Here is a 14697-nt window from a genome sequence, read left to right on the forward strand (position 1 = left end):
TCAGGGAAGCTCGACCGGTTGGTACGGCTGTTGATCACGGCTCAGGTGAAGGGACTGGTCGACGAGCCGCCAGGAGATGCTGTGCCTGCTCAGCGCCCAGGCTTCGGACCCGTGCCGGGCCTTGTCCACCCACTCCCGGAGTGCGGGGAGTACCTGCTCGCGCAGGATCCGGCGGGCGGCGGCCCGTTCTCCGCTCGGGACGGTGGCGATGGTGATCCAGACGCTCGACCACATGTCGGGGCACAGGCCGGTGCCGTAGTTCGAGCCGATCGGTGGCATCCACGACGCCCGGAGGAGGGTTCCATCCGTCCGGGGAACGTTGTCGAAGTGGAGCATGAGGGCGTTGGACGGCGTCTCACCGAGGGCGGAGCAGACGTCCGTCGAGGTGAGCGGCCACGACAGGTGCCGCGGCAGGCGGCGGTTACGGGCTGGCACGCGCCCGAGGATGACAGACGGCCCGGTCAGAGCGCCCGGAAAATTTGAACCGGCGGCGGCGGGCGGTTGGGCGAACTCACTCCCGTGGAGGACGGGTTGGCGCCCGAGTTCGACCCGGCCGACCGCGGCGCTCTGACGCCGGTCCGCCATAATGGCGCTCATGACTGGTGAGCCCTTGTCCATCTCCCTCGCCGACCTGCGCAAGTCGTTCGACGTGCTGCTGAGCCGCGTGGAAGCCGCCGCGGCGGGTGATTCCGTCCTCCTGGACAAGGAGTACTTCTGGTCCGTCCCCTCGGACGCGCTGTACGACGTCGCCAGGGATCCGGAGATCCTGACGATCGGGCAGCTCTCGGAGTCATGGCAGCATCTGACGGCCCTGCTGGCGGACCAGGATCGCGCGACGGGGCACCACTTGGTGTGGCTCGCCGATGTCCTGCGGGCGATGGGCCATGACCTTCCCGCGTAGCACGCCGTGTTGGTGTCACGCCCGGCCACTACGGTGCCGCTATGACCCAACTCGCCCTGCTGGCCCACCTGTCGGCCGACGGCCGGCGCCCCGTCGAGCAGCTCGCCCGCCACCCCCGGCTCCCACTGGTGGCCGGTACTGCCCGGGAGAGCCGGCTGGTCCGGATCTGGGACTGTGACGGCGGGCGGTTGCGTGAACTCACCCCGGTGGACCTCGGGTTGGCGCCCGAACTCGACCCGGCCGACCGGTGGCGCGCCAACGTCCCTCCCCCGCTGGCGTGGCATCCCGAGCAGCCGCTGCTCGTCGTCGCCGACGGCTCCACCCTGACGCGCTGGACGCCCGACGGGCCGTCGGCACCCGAGCAGGTCACGGCCGTCTACCACCACCTGGCGTTCAGCCCGGACGGCCGCACTCTGTGGGCGAAACCGTCCGGCGACACCTCGGACGTTCTCGATCTCGCCACCGGCGCCACCGCCAAGGGCCCGTACTGGGACACCGGGGTCGGCGCGCACCCGTCCGGGGAGCTCCTCGTCACGCTGGTCAGCGACCAGTCCGCCACCTTCTGCCTGTTCGCCCGGCCCGGCGGCACCGACGGCGGCATGCGGGTGCAGCGGCACGCGCTGATCCTGCACGTCGACGGCTACGACACGCCGCTGTTCAGCGCGGACGGGCGGCATCTCGCCGTCCGGGGCAACGCGTACGTCGAGTCGCTGGACGTGTTCGCGTTCCCCTCGCTGCGGAACGTCCTGACGACGACGCTCGCCGAGGACCCGTCCGAGGCGTGGCCGCACCACAACCTCGCCTGGGACGCCCGGCCCGGTGTGCTGTGGATCGGCACGCCCACCGGTTCGCTGCTCGAACTCGACGTCGAGGCACGGGAGTCCACCGAACACCCGCACCCGGACGGCGTCCCGGTGTCCGCGCTGGCCGCCACCGCGAGCGGTGAACTGCTGGTCGCTCGCGCGAACGGTGAGTTGGCACTCCTGTCAGTGCACCCCGTCGGCGCCGCGCCCGCTCCGAACGACGACGTCGCGGTGTTCCTGGCGGGGACGGAAGAGGCCTCGCCGGAAGGGGAGTTGGAGGAGAACCTCGTGTTCACCGACGGCACCGCCGGCTGGGACGCCGAGTCCCTGGACGTGGTGACCGAGGCCGCCCCCGCCGCCCCGATGCGGCCATGAGCCCGATCCGCCGGCCGGACGAGGGTGCATAACTGACGCACCGTCACATCGGCTCGCTGCACGCCGGTTGACGGTCGGCCCGGCGATCCGGTGGCCGGGAGCAGACGGCCCGGGCGCCGGGCCGCGCCGAAGCCGGAGTTCGGTGCGGCCCGGGTTGCCGGGTCAGGACTCCGGCTGCGCGACCGTCAGCCCCCAGTGCACGTCGGGGGCCGAGGTCAAGACCCCGACGTAGAAGGCCCGGCCTTGTTCGGCCGTGACCACGGCCGAGCCGCGGCCGACGGTGTCGGCGGGGCAGGGCACGGTGAACTTCACGGGGGTGGTGTCGCCATACTCCGGCCGGTAGGTGACCCGCACTTCACCCGCGCCGTCGCTGCCACCCTGGCAGCCGACCGTGACGACGACCGGCAGGCCGTTGGGGCTGGCGCCGCCGGTGACGGCTCCACCGTTGCCGATCCAGTCCGGGATCCAGATCAGGCCGTCGGGCCCCGGGTGCGGCAGGATCTCGCCCGTGCCGGGCATGCCGTGGTCGGGCTCCCCGTCCTGTCCGGCGGCCGCCGGGCCCGCCGCCACCACGAGTGCCGCCACTGCAGCGACCCACGCGAAAGTCGTACGCTTCATGATTTTCCCCTCCGAGACCGTCGGGTTCCGAAATCCCGACGTGCCCGAACAGTTTCGTCCGCCCCCGACCGGCCCTGCCTGAGTACGGATACTCAAGTCCCCTGCCCAGGGCCGGAGCAGGCCGTCAGGCGTTCGCGTCGGTGGAGGCCCGGACGACCAGTTGGGGGGCGAAGCGCTCGACGTCCTCGGTCCGTTCCCTCGCGGGGGACTGCAGGAGGGTCAGGGTGCGTTCGGCCATCGCGGCGAGCGGGTGGCGGATCGAGGTGATCGGCGGGTCGAGGAGTTCGAGTATCTCGGTGTCGTTGAAGCCGGTGACGGCGATCTCCCCGGGCACCGACACGGCCGAGCGCTGCAGGGTGGAGACCAGGCCGACGGCGAGGACGTCCGCGCCGCAGACGACGGCGTCGATGCCGTCGCGCTGCTCGGCGATCCGCCGCCCGGCGGTGCGGCCGGCGTCGGTGGTGAAGCTGGGCAGCAGGACGGTGGTGGTGCCGGCGCCCCGGGCGGCGGTGAAGGCGGCGAGGCGTTCCGCGCCGGAGGAGGAGGCCTGGTCGGCGGCGACCAGGGCGATGCGGTGGCGGCCGAGGGTGTCGAGGTGGTCGAGGAGCAGGCGCATCGCGGCGGCGTTGTCGAGGGTGACCGCGACCGTCCCGGAGCCGCCGGCCCAGCGGTCGAACAGGACGAGGGGTGCGCGTTTGGCGGCGGCCCGGACGGCGGGACCGGAGGCGGCGGCCGAGACGGGGACGACGACCAGGCCGTCCACCCGTCCGCCGAGCAGGGTTTCGATCTGTTCGGCCTCGATCTGCGTCGAGTTCGCGGCGTCGGAGACGACCAACTGCCCGCCGGCGGCGCGGACTTGCTGGGCGACGGCCGCGGGCTGGAGTTCGTGTTGACCGCGGCGGGGAAAGACCCGCGCTTCGCCGAGCTGCTCACCATGGTGGCGTCCTACCACGCGTCGCACCGTCTGGGCATCGAGCACAGCTTCCCGATCGGTGAGCCGTGGCTGCCCGGTTCGGCCTGCGACCACCTGCTGCTGAGCCTCCCGTACCTGCACGGCCCGGCCCTGGAGCACTGCCCGCTGCCGGGTGGCGGCGAGGCCCGCGTGCTGTGGCTGCTGCCGGTGACGTCCGCCGAGATCGCCTTCCGTCGCGCGCACGGGCACGAGGCGCTGGAGCAGCTCTTCGACGAGCACGCGATCGACCCGACGGACCCGCGCCGACCGTCGGTGGTGTGATTCAACCAGGGCCAGGGGACAGCAAGTTGACGCTCCGTCAGGCAGTTACGCTGATAACGGGCATCGTCGACGAGGCCCGGGCCCGACCGGCGGCCGGGCAGCGAAAGCGCCCCGCACGGCGGTTGGCCGAGCGGGGCGTTCTGCTGTCCGGACACCCGCCGGGCGGGTGGGGCGGGTCAGTCGTGGGGGACGATGGCGACCGGCGACTTGGCGTGGTGGCTGACCGCGTGGGCGACCCGGCCCAGGCGGTGGCGGCGGCGGCCGACCACCACCAGGGCGGCGCCGGCGGAGGCGTCCACCACTGCCCCGGCACCGCTGCCGATCCGGCTGTCCTCGACCACCGTGACCTGCGGGTACTTGGCCCGCCACACGCCGAGCGCCTGGGTGAGCAGCTCCGCCTCGAGGACGCGGAACTGCTCGGCCTCGGTCGCCGGCGCCACCCCGCCCGCGTAGCCCCAGACCGGGGGCGGAGTCCAGCCGTGGACGGCGCGCAGCACCGCGCCGCGGGCCTCGGCCGCGCGGAAGGCGAATTCGACGACGGCGTCCGCCGGGGCGTGGGTGTCGATCCCGACGACCACCTCGCCGGGGGCCTCGCCCGGCTGCGGCTGCGCGGCCCGTACCAGCACGACCGGCACCTCGCAGCGCGCCGCGACGTCGAGGCCGATCGACCCCACCAGCAGGCCCTCGAAGCGGCCCAGGCCCAGCGAACCGACGGCGAGCAGCTCCGCCTCGGCCGCCGCGGCGGCCAGGTCGGCGGCGGGCTCGCCGCCGGTCAGCAGGCCGGTGTGCAGTTCCAGCCCCGGGTGGGCCTCGCGCACCTGCTGCGCGGTGTCGGCCAGCATCCGCTCCGCCAGGGTGCGCACGGACTCCGGCTGGCTGGGGTCGGTGTGCAGGTCGTCCTCCCAGGTCCAGGCGTGAACGAGGCGCAGGGCGAGGCCGCGGCGCAGCGCCTCGTCGGCCGCCCAGTGCGCTGCGGCGGTGCTCTCGGCCGAACCGTCGGTGCCGGCCAGAACGAACGTGCCCATGGCGGTGTCCCTGCTCTCCGTTGCTCGGGGCGGCCCCGGGCGTGGTCGCCGGGGGTCCATGATCATCCTGGCCGAGGTGCACCCTCCGAGTCCAGTGCCTGCCCGGCCCCCGGGCCGGGCCCATGGTCCCGCCCGGTCGGGGGCCGGTGCGGGCGGTCCGGCGAGGCCGTCCCGGACGGGCGACGGCCTGCGGGACCTTCGGGACCCGCCGGGGGCTTCCGACCCCTGTCCGGACGGCCGGGGCCGCGGCGACGCTGACGGGAGCACGAGGCCGGGCGGACCGCCGCCCGGACCATCCGCACCCCCTGGAGGTCCTCCCATGTGCGATTCCGTCGTGGCCGGTGTCGACGGCTCTGCCGAGAGCGCCGCAGCGGCCCGCTGGGCGGCGGCCGACGCGCTCCGGCGCGGCGTCGCCCTCCGGCTGCTGTACGTGGCGTCACCGTCGGGCAGCGCCTTCGGGCACCGCGAACCGGCCGGGCACGCGCTGCCGGAGTTCGCGACGACGCTCCGGGCCGAGCTCGTGCACGCCCTGCCGGGGCTGGACGTCTCCTGCGAGGCGGTCCCCGGCGAGCCGTGGTCCGTGCTGGCCGCCGCCGGTGAGAAGCAGTGGCTGCTGGTGCTCGGTTCCCGGGGATCGGGCCGGCTCGCCGGGCGGCTCCTCGGTTCCGTCGCGCTGCGCACGGCCGCGGAGGCGCGGTGCCCGGTCGTCCTGGTGCCGGGAGGCGCCGCGGACCCGGACGGCCCCGGCGAGGTCGTGGTCGGCATGCGGGGCGAGCAGCCGTCCGGCGCCGTCCTCGGGTTCGCCTTCGAGGAGGCCGCCCGGCGCGGGGCCGTGCTGCGGGCCCTGGAGGGCGGGGCCGAGCCGCACGGGCCGCTGCGGACCGACGCCCCGATCGAACCGGCGGAGATCCGGCGGTCGCTGGTGGAGGCGAAGACCGTCCGCCTGCAGGACGCGCTGGCCCCCTGGCAGGAGAAGTTCCCCGAGGTGCGCACGGTGGCGGAGGTGACCGGCTGGGGCGCGTCCCGGGCCCTGCTGGAGGCCTCGCGCGGCGCGGCCCTGGTGGTGCTGGGCCGGCGCGCCCCCGCGCATCCGCTGGCCGCGCCGCACCTGGGGCATCTGGCACACGCGGTCGTCCACCACGCCCACGGCCCGGTGGCGGTCGTCCCGCACGACCCGGCGTAGCCCCGGTGACCAGCGGCCCTCGGCGGCCCGGGACCTTCAGCCCGCCGCGAGTGCACCGCTCGACCCCTGTGAACGGCGGGCCCGGGCGGTGGGATGGAGACACAGCAGAACCGGCGCGGACCGGAAACCGCCGCCGTTCCGTACGAAGGGCAGGAACACCATGAAGGCCGCCGTCGTCCGCGACTTCACCGCACCGCTCGTCATCGAGGACCGGCCGGTGCCGGCCCCGGCACCGCACCAGGTGCTGGTCCGGCTGGAGGCCTGTGGGCTGTGCCACACCGACATCCACGCCGCCCGCGGCGACTGGCCGGTCAAGCCGAACCCGCCGTTCGTCCCCGGGCACGAGGGAGTCGGCATCGTCGAGGCGACCGGCGCGGACGTCCGGCACGTCCGGGTCGGCGAGCGGGTCGCCATCCCCTGGCTCGCCGAGGCCTGCGGCCGCTGCGACCACTGCGTGGACGGCTGGGAGACCCTCTGCACCCGCCAGCAGAACAGCGGGTACTCGGTGGACGGTGGCTACGCCGAGTACGCCGTCGCCCACGGTGACTACGTCGTCCCCGTCCCCGACGGGGTCGACCCGCTGGACGCCGCTCCGCTCACCTGCGCCGGCGTCACCACCTACAAGGCGCTCAAGGTCTCCGGCGCCCGGCCCGGCACGCGCGTCCTGGTCTCCGGCATCGGCGGCCTCGGCCACCTGGCGCTGCAGTACGCCCGGATCTTCGGCGCCGAGACCGTCGCGGTCGACGTCACCGACGACAAGCTGGCCCTCGCCCGCGAGCTCGGCGCCGACCACGTGATCGACGCCCGGGTCCAGGACGTCGCCGCCGAGGTGCAGCGGCTCGGCGGGGCGGACGCGGCGATCGCCCTCGCCGTCAGCAACGACTCCTTCCGCGCCGCGTACGGCGCGCTGCGGCGCGGTGGCACCCTCGTCCTGGTCGCGCTGCCCGCCGAGGGCGAGCTGACCCTGCCGGTGTTCGAGACGGTGCTGAACGGCACCAAGGTGGTCGGGTCCATCGTCGGCACCCGCCAGGACCTCGCCGAGGTGTTCGCCCTGCACGCCCTCGGCCGCACCCGGGTGATCCGGGAGAGCCGCCGCCTGGAGGACGTCAACGCCTGCATCACCGAGGTCCTGGACGGCAAGGTCGCCGCCCGCCTCGTCTTCGACCTGCGCGGCTGAACCGCACCGCGCAACCACGCAACCCGACAACCCACCGATCGGAAGGACACCAGCATGAACGGGACCGGCAGCACGGCGCAGCGGCGCATCGTGGTGGGAGTGGACGGCTCGGAGTCGTCCCGGGCCGCCCTGCGCTGGGCGGTACGGCAGGCGGCCCTGACGGGTGCCGCCGTGGAAGCGGTGATCACCTGGGAGTTCCCGGCCATCTACGGCTGGGGAATGACGCTGACCGACGCGGACTTCACCACGGCCGCCGAGCAGACGCTCGCCCAGGTCACCGAGGAGGAGAAGGACCCGGCCCACCCGGTCGAGATCAGCCGCCGGGTGGAGCGCGGCAACGCGGCCCGCGTCCTGCTGGACGCCGCCAAGGGCGCCGAACTCCTGGTCATCGGCAGCCGGGGCCACGGAGGCTTCACCGGGGCGATGCTCGGCTCGGTCGGCCAGCACTGCGTCCACCACGCCACCTGCCCGGTCGTCGTCGTCCGGGACACCGAGTACCAGGACACCGCCCGCGACACCGAGCACCGGGACACCGCCCGCGCCGAGCACGCCGACGTGCCGACCGCCGGTCACTGACCCGCAGCCCCGGCTGGCAGGAGTTCCAGCCGGACGCACCGGACCCTCACCCGGCCGGGCCCGGTGCGTCCGGCTGCCGGGCAGCAGGACGCCGCCGCCGGGGCCACCGTCTTCGCCCGGGTCTCCCCGGACGACAAGGCCCGCGTCGTGCGCGCCCTGCGCGGCAGCGGCCGGGCCGTGGGCTTCCTCCGCGACGGCGTCAACGACGCGCTGGCCCTGCACGCCGCCGACATCGGCGTCTCCGTGGACAGCGCCACCGACGTGGCCAAGGACGCCGCCGACGCCGTCCTGCTGGAGAAGGACCTCGGCGTGCTCGCCGAGGGCCGGCGGATCTTCGCCAACACGATCAAGTACGTGCTGATGGGCACCTCCAGCAACTTCGGCAACATGTTCAGCGCCGCCGGCGCCTCCCTGGTGCTGCCGTTGCTGCCCTCGCAGATCCTGCTCAACAACCTCCTCTACGACACCGGCCAGCTCACCATCCCCACCGATCGGCTCGACGAGGAGCAGCTGCGCGCGCCCGCGCACTGGGACATCTCGTTCATCCGCCGCTTCATGCTGTGCTTCGGCCCGGTCAGCTCGCTCTTCGACTTCCTCACCTTCTGGGTGATGCTCGGCGTCTTCCACGCCGGGCCCGAGCTGTTCCGCTCCGGCTGGTTCGTGGAATCCCTCGCCACCCAGACGCTGGTGATCTTCGCCATCCGCACCCACCGGATCCCGTTCCTGCGCAGCCGCCCGAGCATCCCGCTGCTGGCCGCGTCGCTCGGCGTGGTGGCCCTGGGCGTCGCGCTCCCGCTCTCGCCCCTGGCCGCGACGCTGGGATTCACGGCTCTGCCGCCCGCCTTCTTCCTCGCCCTGGTGACGATGGTCGTCGTCTACCTCGTCCTGATCGAGGGCGTCAAACGGTGGTTCTTCTCCCGCCCCACCACCGTGGCGGTGCCGCGCGCACCCCGCCACCGGCAGGAGGCCCACCGCCTCCACCGCAGGGCCAGCCGTTTCAGCCACCCCGGCCCGCTGACCTGAGCCGGCCCGCTGACCTGGGCCGGGCCCGCCCGGCGCGCCGTCAGGCGTTCGCGTCGGTGGAGGCCCGGACGACCAGCTGCGGAACGAAGCGCTCCACGGTCTCGGTCCGTTCCCGCGCGGGGGACTGCAGGAGGGTCAGGGTGCGTTCGGCCATCGCGGCGAGCGGGTGGCGGATCGAGGTGATCGGCGGGTCGAGAAGTTCGAGTATCTCGGTGTCGTCGAACCCGGTGACGGCGATCTCCCCGGGCACCGACACCGCCGAGCGCTGCAGGGTGGAGACCAGGCCCACGGCGAGGACGTCCGCGCCGCAGACGACGGCGTCGATGCCGTCCCGTTGCGCGGCGATCCGCCGCCCGGCGGTGCGGCCGGCGTCGGTGGTGAAGCTGGGGAGCAGGACGGTGGTGGCGTCGTCGCCGCGGGCGGCGGTGAAGGCGGCGAGGCGTTCCGCGCCGGAGGAGGACGCCTGGTCGGCGGCGACCAGGGCGATCCGGTGGCGGCCGAGGGTGTCGAGGTGGTCGAGGAGCAGGCGCATCGCGGCGGCGTTGTCGAGGGTGACCGCGACCGTCCCGGAGCCACTGGCCCAGCGGTCGAACAGGACGAGGGGTGCGCGCTTGGCGGCGGCCCGGACGGCGGGACCGGAAGCGGCGGCCGAGACGGGGACGACGACCAGGCCGTCCACCCGTCCGCCGAGCAGGGTTTCGATCTGTTCGGCCTCGATCTGCGTCGAGTTCGCGGCATCGGAGACGACCAACTGCCCGCCGGCGGCGCGGACTTGCTGGGCGATGGCGTCGGCGAGCTGGACGAAGTAGGGGTTGGCGAGGGAGGGGACGACCACGCCGACGGTGCCGGTGGTGCCGGTACGCAGCGCTCTCGCGGAGTGGTTGGTGCGGTAGCCGAGTTCGCGGGCGGCGTCCTCGACGCGGCGGGCGAGTTCGGGGTCGACGTTGCGCGGGGTGCCGGCCAGGACGCGTGACGCGGTCGCGCGGGAGACGCCGGCGGCTGCGGCCACGTCGAGGAGTCGGGGCGCTGTCACGTGGGGGTCCTCCCCGGTCGGGAATGGTGTCGGCGGTGGGCGCCGACGATTTCGGTGTCGAAACGATGTCGGCGCGGTCTCGGATCGGGCGGCCGCGGACCGGTATGTCCGAGCTGGCGGAATGCGCAGCACGAGGGTACTTGACGGTCGGCGAGGGCTGGGCCAGAGTGTGGGAAATCGATCTCCCAAGGAGCTCCCAAGGAGCGCAGATGCCGTCCATCACCGTCGTCGGTTCGGTCAACCGCGATCTTGTGCTGACCGTTCAGGACCTGCCGCGACCTGGCGAGACCGTGCTCGCGGAGGGCTTCGTGGAGGGTGTCGGCGGCAAGGGCGCCAACCAGGCCGTGGCGGCCGCCCGGCTCGGTTCGCGGGTGCGGCTGGTGGCCCGGGTCGGGGCGGACGCGGAACCGATCCTGCGGGCGCTGGCCGCCGAGGGTGTGGACGTCGCGGCGGTGCTCCCGGCCGAGGACGCCGGCACCGGGATCGCCTCGGTGGTGGTCGACCGCGCGGGCGAGAACACCATCGTGGTCAACCCGGGCGCGAACGCGGCACTCGCCATCGCCGACCTGCCGGAGCAACTGGCAAGCGCCGCAAGCGATGTACTGCTTCTCCAGCACGAGATCGCCCCCGAGGTGGTCGCCGCCGCGGCGCTCCGGGCCCGACAGCAGGGCGGCACGGTCGTCCTCAACCCGGCGCCGGCCCGCCCGGTGGCGCGGGAGGTGCTGGCGGCAGTAGACGTCCTGGTCCCCAACCTGGGCGAACTCGCCTCGCTGCTGGGCGTCGAGCGTCCGACCGGCCCCGACGGCGCCCGCGAACTGCTGGAGAACGCCGAACTGCCTTGCGGGGCCGTGGTGGTGACGCTCGGCGCGGACGGGGCGCTGGTCAAGCAGCCCGGCCGGCCCGCCGTCCATCTGCCCGCCCCTGAGGTGGAAGCCGTCGACACCGTCGGAGCCGGCGACACCTTCTGCGGGGCACTCGCCGACTCCCTCGCCCGCGGCACCGACCTGCTCGCCGCAGCCGAACGCGCCGTCCGGGCGGCCTCGCTGGCCGTCACCGGGCTCGGCGCGCAGTCCTCGATGCCGTACGCGGCGCAGCTCGACTCCCCCACTGCGCCCTGACACCCCCACGCCTTCCTGATTTACCGTCATTTCACTGACGTCCCACAGACTTTCCTGTCACCCGCAGCATCAGTTCAACGGAGAACACCCATGCGCAGCCTCAAGCTCGGACTGTTCGAGAACGCCCAGACCAACGCGAGCGGCACCGCCACCTGGCGCCACCCCGACAGCCGTCGACACCTGTTCGACACTCTCGGCTACTGGCGCGAGGTCGCGCAGCTCTGCGAGGACGCCAAGCTGGACTTCCTGTTCCTGGCGGACGCCTGGGGCTGGTCGGAGATCAACGGGGTGCGCCCGCCGATCGCCACCGAGGAGACCCTCGACCTGCCGCGCCTGGACCCGTTCGTGATCGCCTCGGCGCTGCTCGCCTCGACCACCGACCTCGGCCTGGTGGTGACGGGTTCGGTGCTGGTGGAGCCGCCGTACGGGTTCGCCCGCCGCCTGGCCACCCTGGACCAGCTGTCCGGCGGCCGGCTGGGCTGGAACATCGTCACCACCGGCACCGCCGACACCGCCGTGAAGGCGTTCGGGATGGACATGGTGGCGCACGACGACCGGTACGCGATGGCCGAGGACTTCCTCGACCTGGTCTACAAGTACTGGGAGGGCTCCTGGGAGCCGGACGCCCTGGAGAAGGACAAGGCCGGCCGGTTCGCCGACCCGGCGAAGGTGCACCTGGTCGAGCACGAGGGCCCGTACTTCCGCTCGCACGGCTACGGCAACACCGCCCGCTCCCCGCAGGGCACCCCGGTGCTGTTCCAGGCCGGCGCGTCCCCGGCGGGCCGCCGGGTCGGCGGGCGGCACGGCGAGTGCATGTTCGTCGGCAGCGGCAGCGTCGCGCAGCTGGCGGGCCACACCAAGGCGATCCGCGAGGAGGCCGTGAAGGCCGGCCGCGCCGCCGACCAGGTCAAGATCATGTCGGCGTTCTCCTGCGTGGTCGGCGCGAGCACCCAGGACGCCGAGCGCCGCTGGCAGCGGATCCTGGACGCGCAGCGCCCGGAGGTCACCGTCGCCTCGTACGCGATGTTCACCGGCCTGGACCTGTCCTCGTACGCGCCGGACACCCCGATGAGCGAGCTGTCCACCGAGATGTCGCAGACCCAGGTCGCCCGGTTCGCCGACAAGACGGTCGGCGACGTGCTCGCCGACTGGCACACCCACGGCGTCGGCGCCCGCCCCGTGGTCGGCACCGCCGAGGAGATCGCCGACGAGATCTGCGCGCTCGCCGAGGGCGCGGACCTGGACGGCTTCCTGCTGTCGCCGCCCGTGCAGCCGGCCTCCACCGTCGAGTTCGTCGAGTCGGTCCTGCCGATCCTGCGCAAGCGCGGCGTGTTCCGCGGCGAGTACACGGACGGCGAGTCGCTGCGCGAGCGCCTGACCGGTGCCGAGGACCGCGCCCTGCCGGCCAGCCACCCGGCCGCCCGCTACCGCCGCTGACCCTCCCCGCCCGCACACCCACGCCACCCACGCCATTCGCGCCATTTAGCGACGAGAGGACGACGACGGCCATGGCCACTCCTGCCCACCACCCCACGACAGCCGGTGACTTGAGCACGGCCGCTCGGCCGAGCACGACCGGCGACCTGAGCGCGGCCACGCTGCCCGGACCGACCGGCGACCTGAGCGCGGCCACGCTGCGCCAGGCCTTCGGGGCGTACCCCACCGGCGTGGTCGCGATCGGCGCACTGCGCGACAGTGCGCCGGACGGGTTCGCGGCGAGCTCGTTCGTGTCGATATCGCTGGAACCGCCGATGATCGCGGTCAGCGTGGCCCGCACCTCGACCACCTGGCCGCGCCTCGCCGACCTGCCGGTGCTGGGGCTCAGCGTGCTCAGCCACGGCCAGGGCACGCTCTGCCGCCGGCTGGCCGCCCGCTCGGGCGACCGCTTCGAGGGCACCAACTGGCAGGCCACGCCGGACGGCGCGGTGCTCATCGAGGGCGCCGCGCTGTGGCTGACCGCCCGGGTCGGCGCGGTGTACGACGGCGGCGACCACGAGATCGTCCTGATGGAGCTGCTCACCGCCGAACTGTTCCCCGGCGTGGAGCCGCTGGTCTTCCACACCAGCCAGTTCCGCGAGCTGTCCCCCCATGCCTGACCCCTCGCCCTCGCCAACCCGCCTGTCCGGCACCGTCGTTCACGGTGCCGGACGGGGCCGGGGCCTCGGCTTCCCCACCGCCAACATCTCCCCCGACCCCGACGCGGACGTCCCGCCACCGGCCATCTACAGCGGCTGGCTGGCCCGCCCGGCCTCCGGCGCCGTGCACCGCGCGACGATCAGCATCGGCACCAACCCCACCTTCGAGGACGGCCCGCGGATCCACACCGAGGTGTACTGCCACGACACCTCCGACGACCTGTACGGCGAGCACGTCGCCCTCTGGTTCGTCGCCCGGATCCGGGACACCGTCAGGTTCGCCTCGGTGGACGAGCTACTGCTCGCCGTGAAGGCGGACGTCCGCCGCTCGGAGGCGCTGCTGGACTCGGCGCACGGCTGCCGCGTTCGGGCCGCTGCGCTCAGCTGACGTTTCGTCAACTTCGTTATTTTTCAGGTACGCACGGCCTCGCGGCCCGTACCCCACGAGCCGGTCGGCCCCGCCCCCGCTTCCCCCGATGCGGGGCCGACCACCCCCCTTCCCATTACACGGCACGCACCCTCACCCCCACACCCACGTCTGCGCCCAACGCCCGCGTGCCCGGCCGGCCCCGCCCCCGCATCCTCCCTCGCAGGGCCCGGCCGCTCTTCCCCTCCTCGCGCCCCCTCCCCCCTTCCCATTGCACGGCACGCACCCGCACCCCCACACCCACGTCTGCGCCCAACGCCCGCGTGCCCGGCCGGCCCCGCCCCCGCATCCTCCCTCGCAGGGCCCGGCCGCTCTTCCCCCTCCTCGCTCCGAACGAACAAAGGTGTGAGCAATGAGCGCATTCAACTGGCTGAACGAGCAGTTCAGCTTCTTCGGACTCCCCGTCTACTGGTCCGACTTCCTGGGCAACATCCTCGCGCTCGCCACCGTCTGGCTGGCGCTGCGCCGTTCGCTGGTGGCCTGGCCCGTCCAGATTCTCGGCTCGGTCTTCCTGTTGATCGCCAGCCTGAACGTGCACCTCGGCGGCAACGCCGCCCGGCAGGTCGTGATCATCATGTCGGCCTCCTGGGGCTGGGCGACCTGGAAGCGCAGCCGCGAGCAGGAAGGCGTCATCAACGTCCGCTGGGCGACCTGGACCGAACGCGCCCTGCTGATAGGCGCGATGGTGCTCGGCACTGCCGCGTTCGGCGCGGTGCTCAACTGGAAGGACGCCTCGTTCTACCCGGGCGCCCCGTGGTGGATGATCCTCGCCGACGCCTGGATCTTCATCGGATCGATTCTCGCCATGTACAGCCAAGCCCGCCGCTACATCGAGTTCTGGTTCGTCTGGCTGGCCGTGGACCTGGTCGGCGTGCCGCTGGCCATCCACTCGGAGCTGTACTTCTCCGGCATCGTCTACGGCATCTTCTTCGTCATGGTCCTGATGGGCATCCGCGACTGGGCGTCCCGCAGCAAGCCCCAGGACATCGCCTCCCCGCTGGAGCCCGCCGTCCAGGTCGAGAGTCGCTCCTGACACTCCCCCGCAACCGCGACAGGCCGGCCCCACCCA

17 protein-coding genes are annotated in these 14697 nt (G+C 73.5%); 12 read left to right on the forward strand and 5 right to left on the reverse strand.

The features are described from left to right. Complete coding sequence (locus ACFYST_RS35750; RefSeq protein ID WP_387868553.1) at positions 1-435, reverse strand: hypothetical protein; 435 nt, start codon at positions 433-435, stop codon at positions 1-3. Positions 436-595: 160 nt separating this feature from the next. On the opposite strand from ACFYST_RS35750, the gene ACFYST_RS35755 reads away from it, so the two are divergent. Together ACFYST_RS35755 and ACFYST_RS35760 are read left to right on the forward strand one after the other, a co-directional pair. After that, positions 596-901: a hypothetical protein gene (locus ACFYST_RS35755; protein WP_387642973.1), complete on the forward strand. Its 306-nt coding sequence runs from the start codon at positions 596-598 to the stop codon at positions 899-901. A 41-nt stretch (positions 902-942) separates the two neighbouring features. Beyond that, the gene (locus tag ACFYST_RS35760; protein WP_387868556.1) at positions 943-2079 is read left to right on the forward strand and encodes a hypothetical protein; all 1137 of its coding nucleotides are present in this window, start codon (positions 943-945) and stop codon (positions 2077-2079) included. A 162-nt stretch (positions 2080-2241) separates the two neighbouring features. On the opposite strand, the gene ACFYST_RS35765 is transcribed toward ACFYST_RS35760, so the two are convergent. Both ACFYST_RS35765 and ACFYST_RS35770 read right to left on the reverse strand, forming a co-directional pair. Next, the gene (locus tag ACFYST_RS35765) at positions 2242-2697 is read right to left on the reverse strand and encodes a hypothetical protein (RefSeq protein WP_387868558.1); all 456 of its coding nucleotides are present in this window, start codon (positions 2695-2697) and stop codon (positions 2242-2244) included. A 124-nt stretch (positions 2698-2821) separates the two neighbouring features. Further along, positions 2822-3532 carry a LacI family DNA-binding transcriptional regulator gene (locus ACFYST_RS35770; protein ID WP_387868561.1) on the reverse strand — a complete coding sequence of 237 codons (711 nt, stop codon included), beginning with the start codon at positions 3530-3532 and terminating at the stop codon, positions 2822-2824. 54 nt (positions 3533-3586) lie between these two features. Here ACFYST_RS35770 and ACFYST_RS35775 point away from each other — a divergent pair, with 54 nt between their 5' ends. After that, positions 3587-3931: a suppressor of fused domain protein gene (locus ACFYST_RS35775; protein ID WP_387868564.1), complete on the forward strand. Its 345-nt coding sequence runs from the start codon at positions 3587-3589 to the stop codon at positions 3929-3931. A gap of 176 nt (positions 3932-4107) precedes the next feature. Here the strand turns inward: ACFYST_RS35775 and ACFYST_RS35780 are convergent, their stop codons facing one another. Further along, a complete protein-coding gene (locus ACFYST_RS35780) occupies positions 4108-4956 on the reverse strand; it encodes a universal stress protein (RefSeq protein ID WP_387868566.1) in 849 nt (282 codons plus the stop codon). Between the two features lie 319 nt (positions 4957-5275). On the opposite strand from ACFYST_RS35780, the gene ACFYST_RS35785 reads away from it, so the two are divergent. The 4 genes from ACFYST_RS35785 (at position 5276) to ACFYST_RS35800 (ending at position 8915) form a co-directional block, all read left to right on the forward strand. Next, positions 5276-6139: a universal stress protein gene (locus tag ACFYST_RS35785; RefSeq protein ID WP_387868568.1), complete on the forward strand. Its 864-nt coding sequence runs from the start codon at positions 5276-5278 to the stop codon at positions 6137-6139. 160 nt (positions 6140-6299) lie between these two features. Next, positions 6300-7316 (forward strand): alcohol dehydrogenase AdhP, encoded by a 1017-nt coding sequence (gene adhP / locus ACFYST_RS35790; protein ID WP_387642978.1) that lies wholly within the window; start codon positions 6300-6302, stop codon positions 7314-7316. 54 nt (positions 7317-7370) lie between these two features. Next, the gene (locus ACFYST_RS35795) at positions 7371-7892 is read left to right on the forward strand and encodes a universal stress protein (RefSeq protein WP_387868571.1); all 522 of its coding nucleotides are present in this window, start codon (positions 7371-7373) and stop codon (positions 7890-7892) included. A 63-nt stretch (positions 7893-7955) separates the two neighbouring features. Next, on the forward strand, positions 7956-8915 hold the full coding sequence (locus tag ACFYST_RS35800; protein WP_387868572.1) for an HAD-IC family P-type ATPase: 960 nt from the start codon (positions 7956-7958) through the stop codon (positions 8913-8915). Positions 8916-8955: 40 nt separating this feature from the next. Here ACFYST_RS35800 and ACFYST_RS35805 read toward each other — a convergent pair whose 3' ends face one another. Then, positions 8956-9948 (reverse strand): LacI family DNA-binding transcriptional regulator, encoded by a 993-nt coding sequence (locus ACFYST_RS35805; RefSeq protein WP_387868575.1) that lies wholly within the window; start codon positions 9946-9948, stop codon positions 8956-8958. 209 nt (positions 9949-10157) lie between these two features. Between ACFYST_RS35805 and ACFYST_RS35810 the strand changes: the two genes are divergently transcribed. The 5 genes from ACFYST_RS35810 (at position 10158) to ACFYST_RS35830 (ending at position 14661) form a co-directional block, all read left to right on the forward strand. Further along, positions 10158-11066 carry a ribokinase gene (locus ACFYST_RS35810; RefSeq protein ID WP_387868577.1) on the forward strand — a complete coding sequence of 303 codons (909 nt, stop codon included), beginning with the start codon at positions 10158-10160 and terminating at the stop codon, positions 11064-11066. A gap of 90 nt (positions 11067-11156) precedes the next feature. Next, positions 11157-12503 carry an NtaA/DmoA family FMN-dependent monooxygenase gene (locus ACFYST_RS35815; protein ID WP_387642982.1) on the forward strand — a complete coding sequence of 449 codons (1347 nt, stop codon included), beginning with the start codon at positions 11157-11159 and terminating at the stop codon, positions 12501-12503. Positions 12504-12613: 110 nt separating this feature from the next. Next, positions 12614-13162: a flavin reductase family protein gene (locus ACFYST_RS35820; RefSeq protein ID WP_387868579.1), complete on the forward strand. Its 549-nt coding sequence runs from the start codon at positions 12614-12616 to the stop codon at positions 13160-13162. Then, positions 13155-13589 (forward strand): riboflavin kinase, encoded by a 435-nt coding sequence (locus ACFYST_RS35825; RefSeq protein ID WP_387642984.1) that lies wholly within the window; start codon positions 13155-13157, stop codon positions 13587-13589. Before ACFYST_RS35820 ends, ACFYST_RS35825 begins: the two co-directional genes overlap by 8 nt. Before the next feature lie 391 nt (positions 13590-13980). Next, a complete protein-coding gene (locus ACFYST_RS35830) occupies positions 13981-14661 on the forward strand; it encodes a nicotinamide riboside transporter PnuC (RefSeq protein ID WP_387642985.1) in 681 nt (226 codons plus the stop codon). Positions 14662-14697 lie beyond the last annotated feature (36 nt).

Source organism: Kitasatospora sp. NPDC004614, assembly GCF_042873675.1.
In the GTDB taxonomy this organism is placed as follows: Bacteria; Actinomycetota; Actinomycetes; order Streptomycetales; family Streptomycetaceae; genus Kitasatospora.

What these genes read in the sequence shown, in the direction of transcription:
- ACFYST_RS35810 (WP_387868577.1), top strand. Translation starts at nt 10,158, where the DNA reads ATGCCGTCCATCACCGTCGTCGGTTCGGTCAACCGCGATCTTGTGCTG.
- ACFYST_RS35780 (WP_387868566.1), bottom strand. Translation starts at nt 4,956, where the DNA reads ATGGGCACGTTCGTTCTGGCCGGCACCGACGGTTCGGCCGAGAGCACC.
- ACFYST_RS35815 (WP_387642982.1), top strand. Translation starts at nt 11,157, where the DNA reads ATGCGCAGCCTCAAGCTCGGACTGTTCGAGAACGCCCAGACCAACGCG.
- ACFYST_RS35830 (WP_387642985.1), top strand. Translation starts at nt 13,981, where the DNA reads ATGAGCGCATTCAACTGGCTGAACGAGCAGTTCAGCTTCTTCGGACTC.
- adhP (WP_387642978.1), top strand. Translation starts at nt 6,300, where the DNA reads ATGAAGGCCGCCGTCGTCCGCGACTTCACCGCACCGCTCGTCATCGAG.
- ACFYST_RS35765 (WP_387868558.1), bottom strand. Translation starts at nt 2,697, where the DNA reads ATGAAGCGTACGACTTTCGCGTGGGTCGCTGCAGTGGCGGCACTCGTG.
- ACFYST_RS35755 (WP_387642973.1), top strand. Translation starts at nt 596, where the DNA reads ATGACTGGTGAGCCCTTGTCCATCTCCCTCGCCGACCTGCGCAAGTCG.
- ACFYST_RS35795 (WP_387868571.1), top strand. Translation starts at nt 7,371, where the DNA reads ATGAACGGGACCGGCAGCACGGCGCAGCGGCGCATCGTGGTGGGAGTG.
- ACFYST_RS35785 (WP_387868568.1), top strand. Translation starts at nt 5,276, where the DNA reads ATGTGCGATTCCGTCGTGGCCGGTGTCGACGGCTCTGCCGAGAGCGCC.
- ACFYST_RS35760 (WP_387868556.1), top strand. Translation starts at nt 943, where the DNA reads ATGACCCAACTCGCCCTGCTGGCCCACCTGTCGGCCGACGGCCGGCGC.
- ACFYST_RS35825 (WP_387642984.1), top strand. Translation starts at nt 13,155, where the DNA reads ATGCCTGACCCCTCGCCCTCGCCAACCCGCCTGTCCGGCACCGTCGTT.